General features: G+C 45.3%; 29 protein-coding genes and 2 tRNA genes. 20 read left to right on the top strand and 11 right to left on the bottom strand.

The genetic code is table 11. The annotated features are described in order from the left end of the window. Positions 1-193: 193 nt before the first annotated feature. Genes CUS_RS08940 through CUS_RS08930 form a run of 3 tightly spaced genes read right to left on the bottom strand, consistent with a single transcriptional unit; the run spans position 194 to position 2,628 of the window. Positions 194-1,249 (bottom strand): site-specific integrase, encoded by a 1,056-nt coding sequence (locus CUS_RS08940; protein WP_002849710.1) that lies wholly within the window; start codon positions 1,247-1,249, stop codon positions 194-196. A 33-nt stretch (positions 1,250-1,282) separates the two neighbouring features. Further along, positions 1,283-1,903 carry an SH3 domain-containing protein gene (locus tag CUS_RS08935; protein ID WP_002849721.1) on the bottom strand — a complete coding sequence of 207 codons (621 nt, stop codon included), beginning with the start codon at positions 1,901-1,903 and terminating at the stop codon, positions 1,283-1,285. A gap of 38 nt (positions 1,904-1,941) precedes the next feature. Beyond that, entirely contained in the window at positions 1,942-2,628 is a 687-nt protein-coding gene (locus tag CUS_RS08930) for a helix-turn-helix domain-containing protein (RefSeq protein ID WP_002849773.1), read from the bottom strand. Between the two features lie 146 nt (positions 2,629-2,774). On the opposite strand from CUS_RS08930, the gene CUS_RS08925 reads away from it, so the two are divergent. Genes CUS_RS08925 through CUS_RS08915 form a run of 3 tightly spaced genes read left to right on the top strand, consistent with a single transcriptional unit; the run spans position 2,775 to position 3,860 of the window. Next, the gene (locus CUS_RS08925) at positions 2,775-3,014 is read left to right on the top strand and encodes a helix-turn-helix domain-containing protein (RefSeq protein WP_227945458.1); all 240 of its coding nucleotides are present in this window, start codon (positions 2,775-2,777) and stop codon (positions 3,012-3,014) included. Positions 3,015-3,058: 44 nt separating this feature from the next. Then, positions 3,059-3,301, top strand: a complete 243-nt coding sequence (locus CUS_RS08920) for a hypothetical protein (RefSeq protein ID WP_002849790.1) — start codon at positions 3,059-3,061, stop codon at positions 3,299-3,301. Next, positions 3,270-3,860 carry a hypothetical protein gene (locus tag CUS_RS08915; protein ID WP_002849786.1) on the top strand — a complete coding sequence of 197 codons (591 nt, stop codon included), beginning with the start codon at positions 3,270-3,272 and terminating at the stop codon, positions 3,858-3,860. The genes CUS_RS08920 and CUS_RS08915 overlap by 32 nt, the downstream gene beginning before the upstream one ends. A 298-nt stretch (positions 3,861-4,158) precedes the next feature. On the opposite strand, the gene CUS_RS08910 is transcribed toward CUS_RS08915, so the two are convergent. Together CUS_RS08910 and CUS_RS08905 are read right to left on the bottom strand one after the other, a co-directional pair. Further along, positions 4,159-4,245: transfer RNA gene (locus CUS_RS08910), tRNA-Ser, on the bottom strand. 54 nt (positions 4,246-4,299) lie between these two features. Further along, positions 4,300-4,388 (bottom strand) — tRNA-Ser (locus CUS_RS08905). 504 nt (positions 4,389-4,892) lie between these two features. Between CUS_RS08905 and CUS_RS08900 the strand changes: the two genes are divergently transcribed. The 10 genes from CUS_RS08900 to CUS_RS08855 all read left to right on the top strand — a co-directional run bounded on the left by CUS_RS08900 (position 4,893) and on the right by CUS_RS08855 (position 12,435). Beyond that, a complete protein-coding gene (locus tag CUS_RS08900; protein ID WP_002849732.1) occupies positions 4,893-5,267 on the top strand; it encodes a GntR family transcriptional regulator in 375 nt (124 codons plus the stop codon). 1 nt (position 5,268) lies between these two features. Continuing rightward, positions 5,269-6,147 carry an ABC transporter ATP-binding protein gene (locus CUS_RS08895; RefSeq protein ID WP_002849624.1) on the top strand — a complete coding sequence of 293 codons (879 nt, stop codon included), beginning with the start codon at positions 5,269-5,271 and terminating at the stop codon, positions 6,145-6,147. Continuing rightward, positions 6,147-6,914: an ABC-2 transporter permease gene (locus CUS_RS08890; RefSeq protein WP_002849655.1), complete on the top strand. Its 768-nt coding sequence runs from the start codon at positions 6,147-6,149 to the stop codon at positions 6,912-6,914. The genes CUS_RS08895 and CUS_RS08890 overlap by 1 nt, the downstream gene beginning before the upstream one ends. A gap of 1 nt (position 6,915) precedes the next feature. Further along, positions 6,916-7,662 (top strand): ABC-2 transporter permease, encoded by a 747-nt coding sequence (locus CUS_RS08885; RefSeq protein ID WP_002849753.1) that lies wholly within the window; start codon positions 6,916-6,918, stop codon positions 7,660-7,662. Beyond that, the gene (locus CUS_RS20645) at positions 7,652-7,780 is read left to right on the top strand and encodes a hypothetical protein (RefSeq protein ID WP_002849705.1); all 129 of its coding nucleotides are present in this window, start codon (positions 7,652-7,654) and stop codon (positions 7,778-7,780) included. The genes CUS_RS08885 and CUS_RS20645 overlap by 11 nt, the downstream gene beginning before the upstream one ends. Positions 7,781-7,784: 4 nt before the next feature. Further along, the gene (locus CUS_RS08880) at positions 7,785-8,468 is read left to right on the top strand and encodes a CPBP family intramembrane glutamic endopeptidase (protein WP_002849679.1); all 684 of its coding nucleotides are present in this window, start codon (positions 7,785-7,787) and stop codon (positions 8,466-8,468) included. 260 nt (positions 8,469-8,728) lie between these two features. Beyond that, positions 8,729-8,917 carry a helix-turn-helix domain-containing protein gene (locus tag CUS_RS08870; RefSeq protein WP_002849718.1) on the top strand — a complete coding sequence of 63 codons (189 nt, stop codon included), beginning with the start codon at positions 8,729-8,731 and terminating at the stop codon, positions 8,915-8,917. 35 nt (positions 8,918-8,952) lie between these two features. Then, entirely contained in the window at positions 8,953-11,079 is a 2,127-nt protein-coding gene (gene dcm / locus CUS_RS08865; protein WP_002849803.1) for a DNA (cytosine-5-)-methyltransferase, read from the top strand. Continuing rightward, positions 11,076-11,948: a hypothetical protein gene (locus tag CUS_RS08860; protein WP_002849686.1), complete on the top strand. Its 873-nt coding sequence runs from the start codon at positions 11,076-11,078 to the stop codon at positions 11,946-11,948. The genes dcm and CUS_RS08860 overlap by 4 nt, the downstream gene beginning before the upstream one ends. After that, complete coding sequence (locus CUS_RS08855; RefSeq protein WP_037276960.1) at positions 11,938-12,435, top strand: hypothetical protein; 498 nt, start codon at positions 11,938-11,940, stop codon at positions 12,433-12,435. Before CUS_RS08860 ends, CUS_RS08855 begins: the two co-directional genes overlap by 11 nt. Before the next feature lie 61 nt (positions 12,436-12,496). Here CUS_RS08855 and CUS_RS08850 read toward each other — a convergent pair whose 3' ends face one another. The 5 genes from CUS_RS08850 to CUS_RS19790 form a co-directional block, all read right to left on the bottom strand. Continuing rightward, the gene (locus CUS_RS08850; protein WP_002849658.1) at positions 12,497-12,811 is read right to left on the bottom strand and encodes a hypothetical protein; all 315 of its coding nucleotides are present in this window, start codon (positions 12,809-12,811) and stop codon (positions 12,497-12,499) included. 302 nt (positions 12,812-13,113) lie between these two features. Continuing rightward, positions 13,114-13,326: a hypothetical protein gene (locus CUS_RS08845; RefSeq protein ID WP_002849681.1), complete on the bottom strand. Its 213-nt coding sequence runs from the start codon at positions 13,324-13,326 to the stop codon at positions 13,114-13,116. Between the two features lie 255 nt (positions 13,327-13,581). Next, positions 13,582-15,183 (bottom strand): relaxase/mobilization nuclease domain-containing protein, encoded by a 1,602-nt coding sequence (locus CUS_RS08840; protein WP_242831549.1) that lies wholly within the window; start codon positions 15,181-15,183, stop codon positions 13,582-13,584. Further along, positions 15,072-15,743 carry a plasmid mobilization protein gene (locus CUS_RS20395; RefSeq protein WP_002849806.1) on the bottom strand — a complete coding sequence of 224 codons (672 nt, stop codon included), beginning with the start codon at positions 15,741-15,743 and terminating at the stop codon, positions 15,072-15,074. The genes CUS_RS08840 and CUS_RS20395 overlap by 112 nt, the downstream gene beginning before the upstream one ends. Before the next feature lie 149 nt (positions 15,744-15,892). Then, positions 15,893-16,042, bottom strand: coding sequence for a hypothetical protein (locus tag CUS_RS19790; protein ID WP_002849787.1), 150 nt, complete (start codon positions 16,040-16,042; stop codon positions 15,893-15,895). 437 nt (positions 16,043-16,479) lie between these two features. On the opposite strand from CUS_RS19790, the gene CUS_RS08830 reads away from it, so the two are divergent. The 6 genes from CUS_RS08830 to CUS_RS08810 all read left to right on the top strand — a co-directional run bounded on the left by CUS_RS08830 (position 16,480) and on the right by CUS_RS08810 (position 20,112). After that, complete coding sequence (locus CUS_RS08830; RefSeq protein WP_002849664.1) at positions 16,480-16,866, top strand: hypothetical protein; 387 nt, start codon at positions 16,480-16,482, stop codon at positions 16,864-16,866. Positions 16,867-17,071: 205 nt separating this feature from the next. Further along, positions 17,072-17,245: a transposon-encoded TnpW family protein gene (locus CUS_RS19180; protein WP_002849687.1), complete on the top strand. Its 174-nt coding sequence runs from the start codon at positions 17,072-17,074 to the stop codon at positions 17,243-17,245. Between the two features lie 80 nt (positions 17,246-17,325). Then, positions 17,326-18,960, top strand: coding sequence for a recombinase family protein (locus CUS_RS08825; protein WP_037276958.1), 1,635 nt, complete (start codon positions 17,326-17,328; stop codon positions 18,958-18,960). A gap of 47 nt (positions 18,961-19,007) precedes the next feature. Beyond that, positions 19,008-19,250 carry a hypothetical protein gene (locus CUS_RS08820; protein ID WP_002849805.1) on the top strand — a complete coding sequence of 81 codons (243 nt, stop codon included), beginning with the start codon at positions 19,008-19,010 and terminating at the stop codon, positions 19,248-19,250. A 24-nt stretch (positions 19,251-19,274) separates the two neighbouring features. After that, entirely contained in the window at positions 19,275-19,694 is a 420-nt protein-coding gene (locus CUS_RS08815; RefSeq protein WP_002849785.1) for a hypothetical protein, read from the top strand. 19 nt (positions 19,695-19,713) lie between these two features. After that, positions 19,714-20,112, top strand: a complete 399-nt coding sequence (locus tag CUS_RS08810) for a hypothetical protein (RefSeq protein ID WP_002849660.1) — start codon at positions 19,714-19,716, stop codon at positions 20,110-20,112. Between the two features lie 33 nt (positions 20,113-20,145). On the opposite strand, the gene CUS_RS08805 is transcribed toward CUS_RS08810, so the two are convergent. After that, positions 20,146-20,847: a metallophosphoesterase gene (locus CUS_RS08805; RefSeq protein WP_002849750.1), complete on the bottom strand. Its 702-nt coding sequence runs from the start codon at positions 20,845-20,847 to the stop codon at positions 20,146-20,148. A gap of 442 nt (positions 20,848-21,289) precedes the next feature. On the opposite strand from CUS_RS08805, the gene CUS_RS08800 reads away from it, so the two are divergent. Then, positions 21,290-22,981, top strand: coding sequence for an extracellular solute-binding protein (locus tag CUS_RS08800; protein ID WP_002849798.1), 1,692 nt, complete (start codon positions 21,290-21,292; stop codon positions 22,979-22,981). Positions 22,982-23,085: the final 104 nt, after the last annotated feature.

The following is a 23,085-nucleotide window of genomic DNA, read 5'->3' as shown; positions in this document are numbered from 1 at the left end:
GGACACTCCCTGCACCGAAGAAAATCGCTGAGATACAGTGCTGAAACAGTTCAGCTAAAAAAATCAGCCGCCATAGAAGATGACAGCCGACAAGAAAAAAAACCTCCAAAACCACGCATCTGCGCAATTTCAGAGGTTTGATATTGTACGCGGATTGAGAGATTTGAAAATTATCGCATATCCGCTTAATTCTTTATTTATGCGGTGTTTCATTTTCCATGTCCAGTTTTGTGTCCAGTATTGCTGAAAATTTATCAGACATAGTCTTGGAAACTTCCTTTTTCTTCTCGTCATAAAGGTGCTGATAGATATTTTTTATCATGTTTGGTGAACTTTGCCCCAAGCGCTCCATAGCATATTTATCAGGCACTCCCTGCGCAAGCATAAGAGAGGCGTTACCATGCCTCTGTCCGTGCATAGTGAAATGTGGCAAGCCGTTCTTATCGCAGAGCTGCTGAAACTTTCGCAGAACGGAGGATGGCAGCATAGGGCTGATATACTCCCCTTTTCGATCCGCGCGATCCAAACGTTGTTTTAAGACAGCATCTACCTCTATTGCTCTTGTACTTGCTCTTGACTTGGTTGTATCTTTGATGATATACTTGTTATCCCGATTTGGAACTTTTGCCGCATGGACATAAAGAAATGTGCCGTCATAGTCGGACCATTTGAGAGCGGCTATCTCAGATTGCCGCATACCTGTTGTAACTGCGATAGTAACAGGCAATTCGACAGACGTACCCTCAACAATAGTCAAGATCTTTGCTATTTCTTTTTCGGTAGGTATCTTAGGCTCATATTTCTGTATTTCAGGCAGCCGCACAGTATCAAACTCTAGATTTACTTTGTTCTGCCGTAGTGTGGCCGTAACGAGCCCGAATTGTGATTTTATGGTCTTGGGTTTATATCTCGCAAAATTAGTATTGACCCACATTTGCAGATCCTTTTCCGTGATATTCCTTATGTGCATTTTTGCTAAATCGCCTAAAGCATTTTTCCGTATGACCTCATAGCCTCTTATTGATGATGGACTTAAAATATTTTCCTTAGACGCTATATACTCTGCAACAGCTGCATCGAGAGTAAGATCTTTCGGTGCGGCTTTTTTCTTTATGCCGTTTTCCCATTCGGCGGCTAATAGCTTTACCTCAGCTTTTGTAGGCGCGGTAAAACTCTTTCTGCTGTTTGTAGTTTTATCATAAACCCTAATGCGGTAATTCCCGCTCGGAAGTTTCTCAACCTTTGCCATACTATCACCCGCCCTTTGCGATTCTCTTTCTGTTCAGGCTAAGAGGAATACGTCATCGTCAACTGCTTCCTCGGTCATCGTCGCTGTGTCCCCGAAAGGTTCTTCAACGTATGGGGCTTCAGTCGAGTTTGCGTCATTTGCTTCCACTGAACCGTTTATATCAAATCCGCTGACAAAACCGATGCCTCCGTTCCACTCAACAACTACCCAGTCAGGAACCTCCGAATACCCGATGTTCAAAACCACATCGCCCGCATTGAGATCGCCTATTTGCTCGGCATCGCGCGCAGGAGCTGCATATACGTGAGTATCAACATCAATGATGGAGTGTAAGGTTTCCTGCTGATGCCACACTGTGTTGAGCGTGTATGTAGCAGCGGGCTCATCCTCCGCTGAAGCTGTCGTTGTGGTCGTTGTGGTCGTTGTCGTTGCTTTCTCAGGCTCTGATTCAACTGCAGCCGTTGTCGTTGTGGTTTCCTCTGGTTTGGATTCCGGTCTTGATTCAACAGCAGTTGTTGTCGTTGTCACTGTTGTCGTTGTTGTGGTAGTCGTTCCCTCTTCGATGCTACCTTGCTGCTTATCATCAGCACCAGTTTCTGAACCGCACGCCGAAAGGCAGCACGCTAAAACGATGAGTGCTAAGTATCTTTTCATAGAGATTACCTCCAATTCTTTTATTTAGATTTTCCGAATTACAATGCTTTTATGACTTGCTGAACAAGCCCGACTATGTGGCAGTTTGCAAGCTCCTCACCCTCGATGATGCGGGGTGGATACTCAGGGTTAAAAGAGGTCAGTTCCAGACGCTCGCCGTCAAAGTTCACCCGCTTGACTACCGCTTCATCACCGATCATCACAACAGCGACCCTGCCATTGTCCACGCTGTCCTGTCTACGGACAACTATTCGGTCTCCATCCTCGATCTTCGGGTACATCGATTGACCCTTGACGATGATGCAGATCGTGTCTACCACATCGAAATCATTCTCTATATAAAGCGGGATATACCCGATAACATCACTGCTCGCATACGCCCCGAACCCTGCCGCCACACTGCCGAAAACGGGTATCATGTGGATCTTCTCTTGCGGAAGAACGGCAGCAACGTTAGAGCTGACTTTCGATTCGAGCAGACTATCAGGAGCTCCGTGGTACTCTCCCATATCATCTGACTTCAAGGCTAGCCACTCAGGGCTGACATTAAGCCGCTGTGCCATTGCTTCAATAATGGGTAGCTTGATCTTAGCAACTTTCCCTGCTTCATATCTCTGGATAGTAGATTTGTTGAAGCCTAAAGGACTGCCAAGTGCTTCTTGTGTCATGCCGAGTTCTTCACGGCGTTTCTTTATTCTTTTGCCTATTTCAACGTTCTTTTCCACTAGGTTCACCCCCTTTCATTATAAGCATTATATCACAAAAAATTGCAAAACGCAATATCTTTTTTGAAAAAATAAAAAAAAAGTTGCAAAACGCTATTGACAAATCGAAAAATGTGTGGTATATTAGGAGCATAGAAAGTTGCAAAATGCAACGTAAAACAGAAAGGCAGGTGGTAAAAGTGGTAAACACAAACAAGATCAAAGGCAGAATGAAAGAGTTGGAAATTACGCAAGCAGATGTTGCTAAATGTCTCGAAATTGCGCAGCCTACAGCTAATCAGAAGATCAACAACGTGAGACCGTTTGATCTGAACGAAGCGGAAAAACTGGCAGAGCTGCTCAACATCGAGGCGGGCGACTTCGGCTTATATTTTTTTGCTCAGTGAGTTGCATTCTGCAACTGATATAAAACCGAAAGGAGAATTAAACCATGATAAAGGCAAAAACAGAGCAGTTCAACGGGGGTACTTCTGTACAGCTTTCGCTTAAAGGTACAACAAAAGACCTGCTCCTGGAACTGAAAGCACTTTGTGTCGGAGTGTTAGGCTCAGTGAAATTTCCGAAGAAAGTCGGTGGAGAAGCAACACTCAATGAACGAATCGCGATACTTTGCGATCTCCTGTATGCGGAGGGCGAGGACGATGACGAATCGGAAAATAAAAGATTTTCATAAGAATCGCATCCTTTACAACTGCATGACTGAGAACGTGCGTAACCTCTGCCGCATAATGCTAGCGCTTAACAAGACCTTTCCGAAGCAGTTCTATCCGAAGCGCATAACCGAATGGTTATCAGCCTACAAAGAGAACTGCACGGAGACCAACAAACTTGATGCAATAGATGCTTACGACTACAAGTTAGAACAGTGGTGCGAGGAATACGACATTGATACCGAGTGGTGCACCGAGTTCGTGAAGCGTAACTCACCGAGCATCAGATCTTCGCAGAACATCTTAGTTCTTGTGAACAATGTCAAATTGGCACTTATACAGACCCGCGCCGAGTTTGGCATTGGTGACAAACGAATGCAGGAACTTAAAGTGGCTTTGGAAGAGGATCAGCCGAGAGAGCCGGAAAAGGAACTTGCAAAATTCGGATTCGATTATGAGTTCGGTTCGGTCGGTGATGTGGACTATCGCAAGCTGGCACCGAAAAAGCAACCAAAAGTAAGCTATGCCGATTTGAAACGTGGGTATGAGGGGCTTGGGTGTCGGTTCTTCCCGGTGACGTAGAAGTACACAACAGGGTGAGCGTAGAACATTATTCAACACTTGAAGAAGCTGCAAGAGCTATCGAGCAGTACGGCTAGTGCTGCGGTATAGCCACACACAATATGACGAATATGAAGAAAGACTATAGAACTGAGAGTCGGAGTTATCCGGCTCTCTTTTTGTGTCCAGTTTTCGTGTCCAGTTTTTGTGAAAGCGCCGAACTTAACGTGCATTTTCTGCACATTTCGTGAAAATGCCAAACAATGAAAAAACCGCTTATCTACGTTGTCTAACGTAAATAAACGGTTTTGATATTGTACGCGGATTGAGAGATTTGAACTCTCGCGCCCCTTTCGAGACCTACTCCCTTAGCAGGGGAGCCCCTTCACCACTTGGGTAAATCCGCAAAAGTTATGTGGCGCAGTTCCGTAAATTCGGAAGTCACTGCCTTGAAAAAAAGTGGCGGACAGGGTGGGATTCGAACCCACGGTACGTTGCCGTATCACCGGTTTTCAAGACCAGCTCCTTAAACCACTCGGACACCTGTCCATTTTATCTGTCGTTCAGTGAACTCATTAATTACTCTCGTTCATTACTCTCACCTGACGACTTAATTATTTTAGCACACTTTTTTCATTTTGTCAAGAGTTTTTTGAAAAAAAATTTGAAAAAGAGAAAAATTTTTTTCCGCCGGATCCTCAGCATCAGCCGCCCCCCCAAAAAAGCAGCGCATACCCGACTTTTCAGACTGCCCTTAAACAGTCATTGTCGGGACTTCCCTGCTGTACAACCGCTTCATCTTAACGCGGAGGTCAGCTGACCCAAAGTCGCGGCGCACATTGCGCAGTCTGTCAGCCCGAACGCTATGCACTATTGTATATACCCTGATACACAACTCCCCCGTAAAAAGCAGTCGTTTTGTATACTATGCTGTAACATTGACAGTACAACGCGCATTTTTTGTGCATCAATTCGCATTTATCCTCTTGACAGCATTGTGCATGTCTGTTATAATGTATATACCGAATATATACAATATAGGTGATGGCATATATGGATATCATTATTTCAAACGGGGCGGGCGAGCCTATCTACGAGCAGATAGTCAAACAGGTCAAATCGCAGATAATGACAGGCGAACTGAAAGCAGGGGACGCTCTGCCTTCTATGCGCGCACTCGCTCAGGCGCTCAGGATAAGCGTCATAACCACAAAACGCGCGTATGAGGAACTTGAACGCGACGGCTTCATAGAAAGCTACACGGGCAAGGGCAGTTTCGTAAAGGGACAGAACGCCGAACTTCTCAAAGAGGAATACCTCAAAAAGGTGGAGGCTTCGCTGACTGATGCCTGCGAGAACGCAAAGCGGTGCGGCATGGAACTGGACGAACTGAAAAGCGTACTGGAAATGATATGGGGAGGTAACTGACATGAACGGCTGTGAAAACGCTATCGAGATAAAAGGGCTTACCAAAAGGTATGACGGCTTCACGCTGGACAAGCTGAGCTTCAATGTGCCGAAAGGCAGTATAATGGGCTTTATCGGGCAGAACGGCGCAGGCAAGTCCACCACCATAAACACGATACTCAACATAGTCAAGCCCGATGAAGGCGAGATAAAAGTCATGGGGCTTGACCACATAAAGGACGAGCAGGAGGTAAAGCGGAACATCGCGGCGGTCTTTGATGAACTGCCTTTTAACGAACAGCTGAACGCAAACGACATCGACTTTATTTTTGCAGACCTGTTCGAGAAATGGGACAGCAAAACATTCTTCGGGTATCTGGAGCGCTTTGCTCTGCCGCGCAAAAAGAAGTTCGGGCAGTTCTCAAAAGGCATGAAGATGAAATTGCAGATAGCTTCCGCGCTGTCACACGGGGCAAAACTGCTCATAATGGACGAAGCAACTACAGGTCTTGACCCTGTGGTGCGCAGCGAGATACTTGATATATTTCTCGAATATTTGCAGGACGAGAACAACTCGATACTCATGTCATCGCACATAACATCTGACCTTGAAAAGATAGCCGACAGCGTGACTTTCATCGACAAGGGCAGGCTTCTGCTGACGGGCTATAAAGACGACATACTTGACAGCCATGCGGTACTGAAATGCACCAAAAGCGATTTTGCCGAAATAGAAAAGTCCGACTTCGTAAGCGCCCGCCTGACGGATTTCGGGGCTGAGGTCATGGTGGCTGACAAGGCTTTGGCGCTGAGGAAATATTCGGGGCTGACTGCCGACAAGACCACGCTTGAAGAGATAATGCTGTTCTATGTCAACCGCGATAAAAAGGAGTGGAGATAATGAGCAGAAGATATTTCGCCATGTTAAAGCACGACCTTGTGCTTGGCAGAAAGACGCTCATCTTAACAGGTGTGGCATGGCTGGTCTGCCTTATCATAACGATACTGGTGTTTCTCAGCGCAAAGTACGGCAACCTTGCAAAAGTCACCAACAAGGACGAACTGATGTTGACGATACGGGTCACTATGCTGAGTTTTTCTGTACTTGTATCGGTGATGTGGTTCGTCAATTACAATGACAAGGTATTTCTGTCAGACATGAAATGCGGCTGGCAGAAGTTCAGATACACCACCCCGCTGACGGTCAGAGAACAGCTGAATTACAGGTACGGTGCAAAAGTCATCGGGCTTTTGCTCTCGCTGATACCGAGCGCTGTTGAGGCAGGTGTGATAGTCCTGCTGAACGGTCATGGGCTTAATAAGATGGAGTGGATAATGATGCTCTGCACGATAAGCTACGGCTATATCACTTCAGTAGTTATGCTCCCGCTGACAGCGTTATTCAAGGACAATGACAAAGCGGGCATGTCCTCGCTGGTCGTGCTTATCGTCATACTCTTGCCCGCATTCATCAAGGGGCGTGACATCGGGGACAAACTGGACGCTATGGCAAAAGCAAAAGGCGGCGTTCTCAGCGTGAATGATATGATCGATATGCTTTCGGGATACCTGCCTTATGTTGCTGTGGGCATTCCCGTCATAATGGCGGCGGTGACTGCCGTTTCATATATCTGCATGAAAAAATTACTGGAAAAGAGGGTGTGCTGATATGCCGGGAATTCTGTATAAAGACCTGAAACTGTGCAGGGGCACATTCATCGGTCAGGCGATAATGCTTATCATCACAAACAGCTTGGTGCTGATACCGTATCTCGCAGACAGAAAAGTATACAGTGATAGCACAGACGGCTCTGACCCGCTGTTGGGAATGCTGTGCATTTTTACAGCGCTCATCTCTTTCTATGTCGGGGGAATGCTCCAGGAGACCATCATATCATCTGACGAGCGCAGGAAGTGGGCGTACCTGATGTCTGCCGCACCGGACGGCATAAAGAAACAGGTCGCGGGCAAATACGCGCTGATGGTGATATATTCAGTCATAACGGCTTTCGTATGTATGTTCATGAACTCGCTGACTGCCGATATTATAGGCAAAAACGTGCCGCCTGCTTCGGGGCTGATATTGATACTGTTTTTTGTACAGCTGATGATAAGGGCGATAAATGCGCCTTTCATATTCGCATTTTCCTCAAAGTACGGCAACACCGTCAGACTGGCGGCAGTGTCAATAGTCATTACGGCGGGGATCATTTACGGGCTGTTCGGTGACCTCAGCTGGATAAACATGGATAGGGTCTGGGAAAAGCTGATAAAACTGCTGACCGACCTGAACGAGAGCGTAAAGCTGTTGTGGGCGCAGGTGATATTCTTCGGCGGAGTGACAGTGCTGTACATTTTTTCGTACAAACTGTCATGCAAACTCTATCTGAAAGGAGCAGAGCAGTATGACAAGTGACGGGACACACACCCTCGCCATAAATGGAACAGCGGCGGATATACACATCACGCGGGTATCGACAGGCGAATATTACATCGAAAAAGTCATACTGACTATACTGAGAATGGGGGCATAAAGCTATGACACCGGAAGAAAAAAAGCTGACATTAAGACGAATAGTCATATTCACAGTGCTTTGCTTCATACCAAACTACATACTGGAGATAGCCTTTTCAGACCACAACGGCGGGCTGACCTCAGCGGCGGCAGGACAGACTATCATGCTGTACCCCGCTGTCGCGAATATCCTCACCCGCATCATCACCAAAGAGGGCAAGGGCGAATATTACCTCAAAGCCCATCTCAAAGCGCACAAGGGCACCTATATCGCGGCGGCAGTCCTTCCGCTTGTGATGGGGCTTGTGAACATGCTCGTGATACATTTTCTGTTTGATGCAGGCACCGATATGGCTGAACTGTTCGACAAAAACACCAACGGCAAGGGGCTTAGTTTTGCGCTCGCACTGCTGTGCCTGACATATTTGCAGGACATTCCCCTGCTGATACTGGGCTTCGGTGAAGAATTCGGCTGGCGGGCATACCTCACACCAAAGCTGGAAAAGTTCATGCCGCGACTGCCCGCATGCTGTATCACAGGCATCATCTGGGGACTCTGGCACGCGCCGCTGATATGGTACGGCTACGACTTCGGGCGCAGCTACGCGGGTTTCCCGTATGTTGGGGTCATCGCGATGTGCGTGGTGTGCATGCCGCTCAGTTCGGCGATGCTCCATAAAGAAGTATCTCTAAACCAAGACAAATAGGCAGGCTATGGTAAAGGAACAGTCAAAGTTGGCTGTTCCTCTTTTTTATCACCTTTGCAATGTCACAAAGTTGAAAACCAAGGCTAATGTATGTGAAATAGAGTCTGGTAGCCTTATTTCATTTACAGAGCATATAATACAATACGAGTTAGATGAGTTCAATTTCTATCAAATACCACGAAATATCACAAAACCACTTGAAATTCGATTTGAGGTATGGTATAATGATTAAAGTGGACTTTTTGTATCGAGGTGAGATTATGGAAACCATTAATGATAATTGGATAGGAATAGAGGAAGCTGCCAAGTATATGGGAGTAACCAAGGAAACTATTAGAAACTGGATTAAGAAAACTGATATTCCAGCTCATAAAATTGGCAAACTATGGAAGTTCCAAAAAAGCGAACTGGAAAAATGGATAAAAAGCGGAAAGAGCGCCCTTGAGTGATTTGAGATTGTCTATATGTAGAGGAAGTGAGTAATGTGGGTAATAATAATATTAATCTTCAAAGCGCTAAAAATAGTAAAGACGATGAGTTTTATACAACATATGATACTATTGAAAGTGAACTGTCACATTACACAAAGCATTTCTGCAATAGAGTCGTACTTTGCAACTGTGACGATCCGTTTGAATCCAATTTTTGTAAGTTCTTCCTGAGAAACTTTAATAAGCTCAAAATTAAAAGGCTTATTTGCACATCATACTATGCTTCAAAAATAGCATCTACACAGATGCCACTAATAGCTAATGGTCGTATCTGTTCAACAAACGGCTGCGGATATGTACTGGATACTGAGAAATTTTGCGAAGAAGAAGATATTTCAGATGATATTATTTCAGAACATCTTTCCACGCCAGGTGTTATCCAAGCACTTAAAGGCGATGGGGATTTCCGTAGCCCCGAGTGTATCAAATATTTATCGCAATCAGACATCATAGTTACAAATCCACCTTTTTCCTTATTTAAAGAACTTGTTTCTTTATTGATGAAATACCATAAAAGCTTCTTGTTGATCGGAAATCAGAATGCACTAACATATAAAGAAATCTTTCCTTTGATTCAGAATAATGAAGCTTGGACAGGGTATCGTTTTGGTGAAATGAAATTCCGTGTTCCCGATACATCAGAACCAAGGGAAACAAGGTTTTGGATTGATGAAACTGGACAAAAATGGCGTAGCTTAGGCAATGCTATGTGGCTCACAAATTTAGATAATGACAGAAGGCATAAGCTGTTAAAACTTACTAAAAAATACACTCCAGAAGAATATCCTAAATACGATTTATATGATGCTATAAATGTTAAGAGAGTCGCTGACATTCCTTATGATTATCCGGGGATAATGGGTGTGCCGATTACCATTATTGACAAATACAATAGCGATCAATTTGAAATAGTCGGTGAAGCTAATCATGGCTCGGATAATGAATATGATTTATTTAAGCCTACTATTAACGGTAAATTGCTATTCAAAAAAATACTGATTAGGAACAAAAAGTTTATGAAAACAGAAACGACTGATTTTATAGTGCTTGATTTATTTAGCGGCGCTGGCGGTTTTTCTTATGGCATAGAGAAAAACGAACACTTTAGGACAGCAATCGCCTTGGACTTCAATGAGCAAGCACTACAAACATTTAAGCATAATATGCCCGATACGGAAATAGTTCACGGGGACATCACTGATTCCGCTGTAAAAGAAAGAATTATATCTTTGAGCAAGGAAAAGAAAGTAAATATGGTAATCGGCGGGCCGCCGTGTCAAGGATTCTCTCTCAAAGGAAAAAAACTTGGACTAAACGATCCAAGAAACTTTCTATTTTTGGAATACCTGAATATTGTATCAGAAATCAATCCGCAGGTTTTTATTATTGAAAATGTGAAAGCTCTGTTATCAACATCTGCTGGGTGGTTTAAGGATCAGATTGTTCAAAGGGTAGAAGAAATGGGTTATACCGTCCGTTATGGTGTATTAAATTCAGCAGATTATGGTGTACCTCAGTTACGGCAACGAGCAATATTTATTTGCTCTAAGGATATACCCATTGAATTACCTAAACCTACTGCTAAGAAAGTAACGACAGTTCGTGATGCTATTTTCGATTTAGCATACCTTAACTCAGGGGAAGGTGCATTTGAACAGGACTATACCACACAGCCGTCAAGTGATTACCAGACCAAAATGAGAAAAGGAGCTAAGAAGCTGTATAATCACAAAGCTTCAAATCACGCTGAAATAGCAATTAAAAAGCTGTCGCTGATACCACCTGAGTGTGGCAAAGAGTATCTTCCAGAAGATATGATAGGCAAACAACAGTTTTCAGGAACTTGGGGGCGACTTAAATGGGACGAGCCTTCTCCGACGATAGATACAAGATTTGACGCTTCATCTAACGGAACTAATAATCATCCGTTTTTGAACAGAGCTATTACCCCAAGAGAAGCAGCTCGATTACAATCGTTTGATGATAAATTTGTTTTTATCGGTCCAAAGCTGTATATAAGGCAACAAATAGGTAATGCAGTGCCGCCGTTAATGGCAAAAGCTCTTGCCGATAAAATATATGATGTGATTGTTAAATCTAAGAAGGGAGTGGTTTTATGAATACCGAAATGGCATATTTGATCGGAATGGTTCTTGGTAACGGAGAAATACAGCGTACTGAAAGAGAAACTACGATTACTATTGATATACCATACAAAAACCTTTATACAGATGATCTGAAAGATGTTTCTATATATGTAAAAGCGAGTACAGTTGATATGCGTTCGATTGTAGAACCGTTGATTGGCAACAATCTTATAGTTACTCAGTCCAAGCATTCTACTAAAATGACATTTTCAAAGCCTAACAGCGAATATGTAGTTCGTGAAATTGTTAGGCTGACTGAAAATGGCGCACATCACTCAACTATGCGTATGAATCCTGATTTATTCAACATTAGTACAGATGAGAAGAAGTCGTTACTCAAAGGAATAGCTGATGTAACAGGATATATAAGAAAGAGTAACATTGCCTTTGGGCAGGATGGTGCGCATAGGGTATACATTGAAATCCCCGGAAATTGGTACTTAGTTATTGATATAGCAAATATGTTGAAAGAAGTTGATGTTCCTGTTCAGACGATTGATTTTGGTCATCCTAATTTCAGGGATGGAAATCTGAAGAAATATAATGAGGGTAAACCAAATTTTTGGAAGAAAGAACATCAGGTAAAGGTTTTTGCAAACGAATTTCTACCTATTGGATTCAATATTCAGCACAAGCAAGATGCTCTTGAAAAATACACTGAAGAACTATTGGAATTCATCGATCCAGTAAAAACGCATAAGTTTTACTGGGAAAAGACTGTAAGGAGAAGTAATCGTCCACATCATCCGGGAGAAGATGATCCATCTTTGCCTGCTGAGATAAGAGGAAAGCACTTTGATTCATGGACAGATTTAGCAAGGTTTTTAGGATATGGCAAGTAACGTTAAATACGAATATGAACTCTATGAGCCAATGAGAAAATGGCTACAAACTTATCTTGAGGAAAAATATAAGACTTCAAAGATAATTACTATTGATTCTCATTCTCGTGATTTATACCTATATTTAGAAGAATTCGGTATTGTTGATAGATACCCTCAAACTGTAGGACTTGATATACAAATTGATGTGTTAGGTATTATATGCCGTGGTAAATCTACCAGTTTGGCTTTTATAGAAGCAAAGAAAACTCAGCTAAATCTACACGATTTAGGGCAATTATGGGCATATTGCAAGTTGTGCGATCCAGCCGAAGCATTCTTACTATCTTCCGTTGGTCTTGGGAGTTTAAATAAGATTCTGAATAACTTGTCAAGAACCGATTTACTTGATTTTGGAGACGGAAAGAAGATTAAAAAAATGCAAGTTGGGAAATGGGATCTCAATACTAATTCCATTGATTCAAAGACACTCGTACCCAAAATATAAAAAGGCACCTTGATTATCACAAACGATAATCAAGGTGCCAGGTACTTAGAAAAGCGAACGGTTAGTTTCTGCCAAGATAGTAGCCGCTATCAAGCAGATCCGATACCAAATCATTATCACTCAGACGGTACTCATAATCAGAGTGACGGATTTCGGTATTGCTGTGGAACTGGTTACCCAAAGGCGGATCAGGACGCTCATGGGTATAGAGACGATATTCAAGACCCCATTTGTTAGAGCCATCGGCAAGTGCGCAAACACCGTCATCATCTCTATCCAAATCATCCCCCAGTTTTCTGCGGATTTTATCCAGAGTTCCCTCAACCTCTATGAAGAAGTCACTTTGGGTATCCAGAAAATCAGTGAGCCTACTCATACTTTTCCCTCCTTTCTTTAGATATTGCGTGTATGGATACACTATATAATTTTAACATGGCAAAGAATCTAATGTCAAGGTGTTTTACACCGCTTTATAATTACTCATAATTAATGAACTAATGCTTTCATAAGTATACAGCAAACTGACTAAAAGCAATAAACGCCGTAGAAACTATCCTACGGCGCTTATTTTGTATAAGGGCATTTATATTCTGAGTACACATCAAGTGTGCTAATGAGGATTTCAGTTCGTCACAGGACATAGCAAGGGCGAGCTGCCGAAACAACTCGCCCTGCTGATTATTCGTCCTCGTCGCTGCACTCGTCAAGCCCGTGAATAAGCTGAATATATATGCACTCTACACGGTCATGTTCCTCGCCCTCGGTAGTCATCATGAGTTCAAGGAAATACGCCTTAGCTTCTTCATAGTCCGTCCAGAACTCACGCCTGCCGTTGCAGACGGTCGTGACCTTACGTGACCTCGGCATTGCCAATTCGGGTATCTTTAACATAGTGGTATCCCTCCTGTGATTTAGTGTAGATAAATTATATCCCATGAAAAGACAGGAGTCCAGCATTGGAGAGAAATTGTAATAAAAATTGTGCAGGGCGCAGCAATATCACATTTTTCCTCGGTGCAATATGCCTTATGTTGCAAAACGCTCTCTAAACGCTCAGGGAGCGTTTGTAGTTTCAGGAGTACAACTTTCCCCATAACCGTTACAGACGGCTCAGAGGGGCTATTCCGTTCGGCAGAGAGCCTGCCGTTATTCAAGTGTGTCTTTCTTTTTCTGCTGAGAGCGTTTTCTCTCCTGGTACTGTCTGTTACGCTCCTGCTGTTCCTTGTTTTGGAGATAGTTACGCACCTGTCGGGTGTACTTGTGTGCCGTGTCACGCTTAGTGACAAATGCATTATGCTCAGGCAACAGAGCATTGTATTTCTCTTTCAGCTTGGTGGACTTCGCCTGCAAATCGTTCTGCTTAGGCATTTTCCCTTTGATGTAGTAAGGCTTGATATGCTCGGCAATATACTTGTCGGCTTCTTCAAATGCGTCGATAGCGGCAGCATTCTTCTTGCGGAAACTCTTTTGTGTAAAAGCAGAACGCTCCTGATACTCCTTGTATATATCATAGTTCTGAGAATGCTGTTCCATCATCGCAATGAGCTTGTCTATCGGCTCTATCTTTGCTCTCAGCTTGGCAAGCTCGTCCGTGTGGTCATCAGGGTGCTTGAAATTCCAGAAGAAGCCCTTGAGATCGTCAAGCGATGTGATTCCGCCAGCTTCAAGGTCAGCGATCATCTTGTCGCAATCACGCATACCCCTAATCTCTGCCCATACATCTTCTTTCTTTTCAGGTGCTTTACTCTCCGTAGGTGTGGGCTGTGGTGTCGGGGCAGACGGTTCAGGCTTCGGCTCGGCGGGCTTGGAAGCAGATGCGTTAAGCATATCAAGCTGTGCCTGCCGTCTTGCTCGTCGGGCTGCAAAGAACTTCTCAACCTGTTCCGCCGCAGCTTTTCTCTTTGCGGTTTCACTCGTTTCGGTGGTATTTTCAGGCTCGGCTGATTGTTTCGGTGTTGTCGGTGCGGTGACTGCCTGTGTTGGCTTAGGCTCGGTCTTGGGAACAACAGGCTTCGGCGGTTCGATAAGCATATCGGGAGTGACATTCGCCGCCAACAGCTTTTCCTGTATCTCGGCTATCTGCTCGGTGATGCTTTCGACGGTGAATCCCTCGCCCAGCGTTTCGGCTCTTGTAAAGCGTTGCTGACCGTCACCAGACAGCTTGAATTTCAACTTGTACTTGTTCTTCGGAGTGTAAACATACTCTATTCCAGCGGAGGTGCAGTTTTTGAGGAAGTCCGCAAAATCACGGCTGTAAAGCATGACCTCTGCAATACGAACGTGGAGCTTTTCTTTCCACGACTTGCCCTCTTCTTGCTTCAACAGTTCAAGATACGAAACGCCCTTGCCCTTCGGGTCAATCAGCGATAGCCCGTGTTCCTTGCAAATCTCGTCCGAAATCTCACGCAACTCTGCCCACGCTCTTTCAGACTTCCTGCCTTGATTATGCTCGGTGGTAAAGCTCAGACCGTTATACAGATTTGTGTTGTTGAAAATGATGTGGCAATGCAGGTGGTCTTTATCGTTATGAACTGCGATAACATACTGATAATCGCCTTTCAGATAGCGGTCACAAAGCTCCTCACCGATCTGCATAGCTTGTTCGGGCGTAACTTCACTGGGGGCAAAACTCTGAATCATGTGATAGGCAAGGATCTGTGTTCGCCCTGTGCCTGTTCCTCGGACGGCTCGGAAGTCCTCGCTTGCTCCTGCACTGTCGCTTCGGCAAGCATAAGAGTTGACATATATACCGTTGACGGTCTTATCTCCGTTTGTGATGTAAGCGATCGCTGCGCTGACTGTTGCCCTGATCGTATGGATAGAAGTGTATGCCAAATTTCGTTTACCCCCTCTTTGATCTGCTGAATATCTTGGTCGTAAATATGTCCTGTCCTGCGCATAAGAAGTAGTATCTGATTCACATTGCTCCCGATGCGTTTCATAACTTTGTTGACCTCGGCATAAGCGTTGCGGTCGGGAGTGAAGTCAACCCTCGCACGAACACAATCACGGATATACTCGGTCTTGTTCTTGTAACCGTACTGCTCACACTTCGCTATGATGTCCTGCATTTCCGATTCGGTGAACCTGACATTCAGTGTGTAAGACTTCTTCTCCCTCTTGCGTTTCAGGTACTTGCGTTCATCATCGGAAAGCTCGTCCTCGGACTTGTTTGCAAGGGTATCGTCAAGCTCGGCAGCAACCTCTTTGTCCAGAGCATTATTGATAGCTCCCTCGTAGGTCATACCCTCGAACTCCATAGCCTTGCGCTTGGGCGGTCTGCCACGCTTCTTTTTCTCGGTTTCCATAGTGGTGTCTCCTTTGTATTTATTTCGGCGTAAGCCGATTTTTTCTGACCGCTGTGCGGTCATTTCGGGGCTTGGGGTGTCCCCAACAAGCATTTGGTATTTTCGCTCGCTGTGCGGCGCAAAATACAATGCTTGTTATTTTTGTTGCGCTATGGCGCATATTTTTTTCGCCTGAGCTTATCGCTCTGCTCAGGCTTTCGATGCTCCGTCAGCGAATTCGTGGAGCGAATGCGACATCTCTCACCGCCGCTTCGGTCGGCGGTATCTCGCTCACGCTCCAGCGTGATGCTCTCATTCATCATCACTCTTGAAATTGTAATCTGGTACGGCGCAGTTATCGTGCTGGGAGTGCGGCAATCTGGTGAAAATCCTTCTCAATAGTTATTACCATAATAATCACGGCTTCGTTAAGCATAGTCTGCAAAATCTTTTACTGAAATTTTTATAGTCTGTTTGTGCATAACGGAGAATATCTCGGCGGTACTTAGCGAATGGCAGAATAATTTGGTATTGATATGTAGAAGGTCATAGTTTCTCTGTATCATTAGTGGTAAAAGTGAAGCCGAACACACTGGAGCTTTTTGAAATTCCCCATAACATTCTGTCGAACGCAAAACTCTAATGAAGCAGAAAGTTTGAGCGCAATACCAGTAGACAAACGGCTTTATTGCGCGCTATAATATTATCGTGGGGTATGTGAGTATCCTGCAATATCAGATGAAGTGAGGTGATGTGAATGAGTAAGAAAGCAAAAGCTGAGATTGCTGACGAGTCCGCCGTTATCATTACGGATGCTGTGCTTGCCGAGAATCAGGCAAAGCTCGACAGCTACGAAAAGGCTATCAAGGCTGTGCAAGAGCGCAGGCGCAAGGTCATCATTGATAGCAAGCTCTACACCTACGATAAGCTCTCACAGCTTTACGGCGGTGCTGAGGGGCAGGCACTTCTCGATGCTGTCACTGCGGAGCATACACTGATCGGCAAGCTGACCGACAGTGGAATGTCCTATGCTGACATTGAGGGGCTGGTCGATTACTCTGCCGATGCCGACAACAAGTCGGACGATGTTGCTGACGGACAGACTTCGTTCTTCGGTGAGAAGCCTAACCCCTATGCGGTTTAAGATATAAAACCGACAACAAAACGATTATAGCCGTACCGTCCGAAACAATGTCCGACGCGCACAAATCAGATACAGAAACTTTGGGCGCAATATCTATGGACAAGTCTCGACGGTGCGCGCTATAATATTACTGTGCAGGAGTAACGCCCTGCAACAAAAAGCCTATGCGTGTAGAGATAGATGATCGCAGGCGGAAAGGAGACAATTGAAAGAGACAACAACTACCGCAGAGAAAGAGAAGGTAGACTGCTCCTACTCGGAGTATCGTATCGGTCTGACAACCTATCGTGTCAAGATCAGTTTCAATTCTGATACAGATGAAAGTCTGGAAGATATTATCAACCGGCTTATCGCCCGTGAGATAGAAAAGTCTGCGTGAACAGATAACGGCAGGCTTGATACTCCTGACTTTCTGAGTATATCATAGCCTGCTGTTTTTTGTCGGAAAGTGAGGAAATAATGACAGACAAAATTACAGCACTCTATTGCCGTCTCTCGCAGGAAGATATGCTTCACGGGGAGAGCAATAGTATTACTAACCAGAAGGCGATCCTTTCAAAGTTCGCCGCTGACAACGGTTTCCGCAACACCAAGTTCTATGTGGACGACGGCATTTCGGGAACTACATTTGAGCGTGACGGCTTCAAAGCAATGATGGCTGACATTGAGGACGGCAAGGTCGGTATCGTGATTACGAAAGACCTTTCACGACTCGGTCGTGACTACCTGAAAACTGGTGAGTTGATCGAAATGGTGTTCCCTGATTATGATGTCCGCTATATTGCGATCAATGACGGCGTGGATACCTTAAAATCCGAAAATGAGCTGATGGCTTTCAAGAATATTTTTAATGACTGGTACGCTCGTGATACAAGCAAGAAAATTCGTGCCGTCCAGAAAGCAAAGGCTCAGGCAGGCAAGCCGCTTGCCACGCACCCGCCTTACGGCTACAAGAAGTCCGAAACGGATAAGAACCAATGGGTCATTGACGAAGAAGCTGCCGCTGTGGTAAGGAGAATATTTCAGCTCTGCATTGAGGGCAACGGTCCGACTGTGATCGCTAATATCTTGACAGCGGACGGTATACCAACACCGACAGCATATTACCGTTCCAAAGGTATGAACGTATGCAATCAGAACGCCAAAACAAAACGCTGGGGTATGGCAACGGTCATTCATATTCTTGAGCGTATGGATTACCTCGGTCACACGGTCAACTTCAAGACTTACCGCAAGTCCTACAAAAACAAGAAGCTGTATGAAAATCCGAAAGAGAACTGGCTTATCATCGAAAACACCCATGAGCCTATTATTTCTCAGCACGATTTTGACCTTGTGCAGGAAATACGCAGCCACAAGAAAAGAAGGCAGAAAAGCGGTACGGTAAGTCCGTTTGCAGGAATTGTCTATTGTGCAGACTGCGGAAATACGCTTTATGTCGGCAGGGCGCAGACCTTATCGCCAAATCAGGAGCATATGATGTGTTCCACCTATGCACACGATTCGGACGAATGCACTGCCCATTACATCAGAACTTGCGTACTGACCGAAATTATCCTCGGTGAACTGAACAAGCTCTCGCAGTTTGTAAGGGACAATGAGGACGAGTTTGTACGCAGGGCAATGGAAAACTCCGCAGCGACACAGGACAGTGAGATGCAGACCGCCAGAAAAGCACTGAGGATCGCAGAAAAGCGTATCAATGAGCTTGATGACCTGTTCGAGCGTTTGTATGAGGACAATGTGTCGGGTAAGATCTCCGATGAGCGTTTCGCTACGATGTCGGCAAGATATGAAACAGAGCAGAGCAAGCTGAAAGACGATGCCGCAAAGCTCTCCGAAACGATCAGCCGCAAGGAGCAGAAGAAAAACGATGTGATGAACTTTGTAGGTATCGTCAAGAAGTATGAGGAGTTCACTGAGCTTACCCCTGAGATCATGCACGAACTGATCGACAGGATCATAGTTCATGCTCCCAAAGGCGGCAGAGCAAACCGCACTCAGCAGGTGGATATTCACTTCCGCTTCAACGTCGTGACAGCAACCGCAACGGCTGATTTCAAGCAGTATTATGTAAGAAGAAAGGCTGTGTAGAGCCAAACTCTGCACAACCTTTCAATTAAAACCTGAGATAGTTCTTTATGTGTACTCGCCTTTATCTGCTGACATATATGACCGAAAAGACAAAGTCGGTCTTCCCCGCCGCCATCTGCCACACAGCGATAGACAGCGTTATGAATATCCCCGTGACAGCGGCGGTCAGCCGTGATGCCCTCACCGACAATTCTCTTTGGGTCGGCATTATATTAATGGGGCTTGTCCCCACTCTGCTGACCTGCATACTTCTGACGGCAAGGCTCACCGCGAGAAAAACAGCCGAATAAAACAGATAAGGACACCTCACGCAGGTGTCCTTTTTTGCGCACTGCAACACATTCAGCAGACAGCGCATTCACGAGGCTTATCCCCACTCTGTTGACCTGCATACTTCTGACGGCAAGGCTCACCGCGAGAAAAACAGCCGAATAAAACAGATAAGGACACCTCACGCAGGTGTCCTTTTTTGCGTACTGCAACACATTCAGCAGGCAGCGCATTCATGGGGGCTTGTCCCCACTCTGACGACCTGCATTCTGCCGAATAAAACAGATAAGGATACCTCACGCAAGTGTCCTTTTTTGCGGACTGAAACACTTTCAGCAGACAGCGCATTCATGGGGCTTATCCCCACTCTGCCGAACTGCATTCTGCCGAATAAAACAGATAAGGGCATCTCACACAGGTGTCCTTTTTTGTGTACTGTAACACATTACTGCAAGACCGCATAGCATATTCGGGGGTGGTAATATGAAGATACGCAGGCGCGGCAGAAGAGTTTCGGTGCTGGTGGACGCGGGTGAACTTTCGGAACTGGGGCTGAGTTTTGAGGACTTTCGCGAGAAGAGAGTGGGTGCGCTGCTGTTTCTGGCGGCAGTGCGGGGACATCTTTCGGCAGACGGCGAGGGAGAAGTGCAGGGCGGGATACGTGTCAGCAGACAGGGCGGCGGCGTGCGCCTGACGATGAACGCATATCTTCCGCCCGAACACTTCCCTTCCGCCGAAGATACCTGCGGGCGCACAGACGAACTGAAAAGCGGGTTTGAACTGTATCGGACTCTCAGCGGCTACGCGCTCATCACCGCCGTTACCGACCCTGTGGAAGCCGCAAAACTCCGTGAACACAACAGGCTCATCTGCAAAAAATAAAGCCCGCAGGCACAGCGCACTGCGGGTCACGGTTCAGATATAAAATTCTTCCATAGTATCAAGGCAAAGACACGCCAGCCTGCCGCCCATGCACGCGCCGCAGTCGATAAAGATATTGTGGTGGCTCTGATATATTTCGGGCTTGCCGCAGATCAGAACGGTGGGGGTGTGTCCTGTTATAACGTAGATATCGTCGTCCTCAAAGTAGTCTTTTTCGGGGTCGTGCCTGTCCATCAGAAGTTCCTGCAAGGTGTATTCCCTCAGCTTTTTGCCCTTGCGGAAATTGCCAAGACCCGCATGCACCATCACATAAGTCTTGTCATTGACATCTACCGCTTCGCACAAGCTGAACTCTTCCATATAATCCAGCACATCCCGCCTGTCAGCCACACTCAGTTCGCGGAACTGTGCCAGCGTCGGACTGCCGCCGTCTTTCAGCCAGTCGATAAGTTCGGTCATCGTTTCGGTGCTGAGGTGATCGGAATAATTCTCTTCGGTTATCTCTACATTCAGCTTGTGCAGAATGTCTATCGCCAGCAGGTCATGGTTGCCCATCAGCGGGTAGACGTTCGGGCGCTTCATCATATCTTTCAGCACATCGACGGGTCTTGCACCGCGATCGACCACATCGCCCAGTATAAACAAAGTATCATCGCTTTTAAACTGTATCTTCTCCAGCATCAGCAGATACTTTTCATATTCACCGTGAATATCGCTCATAACATAAGTAGCCATGTGAGGTTCTCCTTAATAAGAAACGGTCATAAATTACACATATAATTATAACACAATAACAAATCAATGTCAATATCACAATTCTCTTGTTTCAATCACACAAAGCCGCTTTACGCGCATGCTGTATATATGTTCAATGCACACAAAAGCAGTCCGATATATTATACCGTTCACATAAATATATTAATATAGCACATTCAGCAATAATTATTCTAGTCAAAAATTGCGCATTACTTAACAATTTTTGTTTACTTTTTCCTAGCATTAACTTCAATTAAGCAAATTTTGCTGATTTGGTCAAAAATATTTGCAATTATTGCTTAATTTCGTTATAACTATTCACAAATTACGATTTATCTGCTATAATAATCTCAGTAAAAGAAAACAAAATTTAGCTAATATGTTCAAAGCTAAACTAAACGTTTTTATGGAGGTTTTATTTATGAAACAGATCAAAAGAGCAGCCGCTTTCACACTGGCACTCGCAATGGCAATCGGCATGGCAGCATGCGGCAATGTAGGCAGCAAGGGCGAACAGAAGACTGAAAAAGTCACCAATTCAAACGGTGAAGAAGTTGAGGTAAAGGTATTCAGCGCATTTTTTGCAGTACCCGGCAACGAACTCGACGACAACAACGTAGTTCAGGACGCTATCGCTGAAAAGATAGGCGCAAAGTGCGATATGAAATGGCTGACAGGTCAGACCGCTGAGGAAGCTATCGGTGTTATGATAGCAGGCGGCGACTACCCCGATTTCGTTGACGCTTCGTCAGGCATGGCAAGAATGGTCGAAGCAGGTGCTTTCATCGCAATAGATGAACTCTGGGACAACTATCCCAACATAAAGAACTTCTACACAGAAGCACAGTGGAACTCCATCAGGGCTGATGACGGTCATATTTACATAATCCCTCAGTTCGGCAACATCTGGGATCACGACACCACCTGCGTACACAACGATGAAGCATTCTGGATACAGACAAGAGTTCTGAAATGGGCAGGCTATCCCAAGATAGAAACTCTCGATGAATACTTTGACCTGATAGAAAGGTACGTTGAAGCCAACCCCACTATGGAAGACGGCACACCTAATATCGGCTACGAGATACTCTGCGATGACTGGAGATATTTCTGCCTTGAAAATGCACCTTTCTTCCTCGACGGTTATCCGAACGACGGCTGCTGCATCGTTGACAGAGAAACACACAAGGCTATCGACTACAACACCACTCCCACAGCTGAGAGATATTTCAGAAAGCTGAATGAGGAATACAAGAAGGGCATCATCGACCCCGAAACATTCACCATGAACTACGATGCTTACATCTCCAAGCTGTCAACAGGCAGAGTTTGCGGCATGGTTGACCAGCACTGGGATTTCAACGATGCTGAGAACGCTATCAAGGCAGCAGGTCTTGATGACTGCACTTACGTTCCTGTAGGCATCACCATCGACAAGGGCATGGACGAGCACTGGCACTCCAACTCAGCACTGGACGTTTCCAACGGTGTCGGCATAACCGTATCCTGCAAAGATCCCGAAGGCGCTATGCAGTTCATGAACGACCTGCTCGACCCTGAGATACTGACCATGAGGAACTGGGGTCTTGAGGGCGTAAACTACAACAAGGGCGAAGACGGCGTGTTCACACGTACTGATGAGATGAGAAGAAACTCCGAAGATCAGGCTTACATGAACGCTAATCTCTGCCCATACGCATACTTTCCCAACTACAGCGGCATGGATCACGACGGCATCAACGGCTGTGACCCTCAGCACCAGGCTACAGAGTTCTATGATTCGCTGAGTGACGAGGTAAAGGAATGCTTCGATGCTTACGGCGTAAAGACTTATGTTGAACTTTGCGACCCCGCACAGGAGAACGAGGCTTGGTTCCCAATGTGGTCTTACTCCAACGCACTTACTACCGACACTCCCGAAGGTCAGGTATGGGCTGATATGGCTTCCGTTAAGCATGAGTACCTGCCTAAGGTCTGCATAGCCGAAGACTTCGACTCCGCTTGGAAGGAGTATCTGGACGTTTACCACAAGAAGTGCGATGTTGACGGCATACTTCTCCCCGCATTCGATGCTGAGATCCAGAGAAGGATCGATGTTGCCAACGGCAAATAATCAACGCTTTCAACTCTTCCTATAGCAATCCAACTTTTTAAATTCACAAAATCCAGTCGCAAAAGCTGGGATTTATGGGTTTTGTGACTGGATTTTGTCTAAAT

It is taken from the genome of Hominimerdicola alba 8 (genome assembly GCF_000178155.2).
GTDB classification, from domain to species: domain Bacteria; phylum Bacillota; class Clostridia; order Oscillospirales; family Ruminococcaceae; genus Hominimerdicola; species Hominimerdicola alba_C.
This window is presented reverse-complemented; position numbering and strand designations above follow the sequence as displayed.

Coding starts and splice junctions, on each gene's coding strand:
- CUS_RS08940 (WP_002849710.1), bottom strand. CDS start 1,249: ATGGCAAAGGTTGAGAAACTTCCGAGCGGGAATTACCGCATTAGGGTT.
- CUS_RS08935 (WP_002849721.1), bottom strand. CDS start 1,903: ATGAAAAGATACTTAGCACTCATCGTTTTAGCGTGCTGCCTTTCGGCG.
- CUS_RS08925 (WP_227945458.1), top strand. CDS start 2,775: ATGCAACGTAAAACAGAAAGGCAGGTGGTAAAAGTGGTAAACACAAAC.
- CUS_RS08920 (WP_002849790.1), top strand. CDS start 3,059: ATGATAAAGGCAAAAACAGAGCAGTTCAACGGGGGTACTTCTGTACAG.
- CUS_RS08915 (WP_002849786.1), top strand. CDS start 3,270: ATGACGAATCGGAAAATAAAAGATTTTCATAAGAATCGCATCCTTTAC.
- CUS_RS08900 (WP_002849732.1), top strand. CDS start 4,893: ATGGATATCATTATTTCAAACGGGGCGGGCGAGCCTATCTACGAGCAG.
- CUS_RS08895 (WP_002849624.1), top strand. CDS start 5,269: ATGAACGGCTGTGAAAACGCTATCGAGATAAAAGGGCTTACCAAAAGG.
- CUS_RS08890 (WP_002849655.1), top strand. CDS start 6,147: ATGAGCAGAAGATATTTCGCCATGTTAAAGCACGACCTTGTGCTTGGC.
- CUS_RS08885 (WP_002849753.1), top strand. CDS start 6,916: ATGCCGGGAATTCTGTATAAAGACCTGAAACTGTGCAGGGGCACATTC.
- CUS_RS20645 (WP_002849705.1), top strand. CDS start 7,652: ATGACAAGTGACGGGACACACACCCTCGCCATAAATGGAACAGCGGCG.
- CUS_RS08880 (WP_002849679.1), top strand. CDS start 7,785: ATGACACCGGAAGAAAAAAAGCTGACATTAAGACGAATAGTCATATTC.
- CUS_RS08870 (WP_002849718.1), top strand. CDS start 8,729: ATGGAAACCATTAATGATAATTGGATAGGAATAGAGGAAGCTGCCAAG.
- CUS_RS08860 (WP_002849686.1), top strand. CDS start 11,076: ATGAATACCGAAATGGCATATTTGATCGGAATGGTTCTTGGTAACGGA.
- CUS_RS08855 (WP_037276960.1), top strand. CDS start 11,938: ATGGCAAGTAACGTTAAATACGAATATGAACTCTATGAGCCAATGAGA.
- CUS_RS08850 (WP_002849658.1), bottom strand. CDS start 12,811: ATGAGTAGGCTCACTGATTTTCTGGATACCCAAAGTGACTTCTTCATA.
- CUS_RS08845 (WP_002849681.1), bottom strand. CDS start 13,326: ATGTTAAAGATACCCGAATTGGCAATGCCGAGGTCACGTAAGGTCACG.
- CUS_RS20395 (WP_002849806.1), bottom strand. CDS start 15,743: ATGGAAACCGAGAAAAAGAAGCGTGGCAGACCGCCCAAGCGCAAGGCT.
- CUS_RS19790 (WP_002849787.1), bottom strand. CDS start 16,042: ATGAATGAGAGCATCACGCTGGAGCGTGAGCGAGATACCGCCGACCGA.
- CUS_RS08830 (WP_002849664.1), top strand. CDS start 16,480: ATGAGTAAGAAAGCAAAAGCTGAGATTGCTGACGAGTCCGCCGTTATC.
- CUS_RS08825 (WP_037276958.1), top strand. CDS start 17,326: ATGACAGACAAAATTACAGCACTCTATTGCCGTCTCTCGCAGGAAGAT.
- CUS_RS08820 (WP_002849805.1), top strand. CDS start 19,008: ATGTGTACTCGCCTTTATCTGCTGACATATATGACCGAAAAGACAAAG.
- CUS_RS08810 (WP_002849660.1), top strand. CDS start 19,714: ATGAAGATACGCAGGCGCGGCAGAAGAGTTTCGGTGCTGGTGGACGCG.
- CUS_RS08805 (WP_002849750.1), bottom strand. CDS start 20,847: ATGGCTACTTATGTTATGAGCGATATTCACGGTGAATATGAAAAGTAT.
- CUS_RS08800 (WP_002849798.1), top strand. CDS start 21,290: ATGAAACAGATCAAAAGAGCAGCCGCTTTCACACTGGCACTCGCAATG.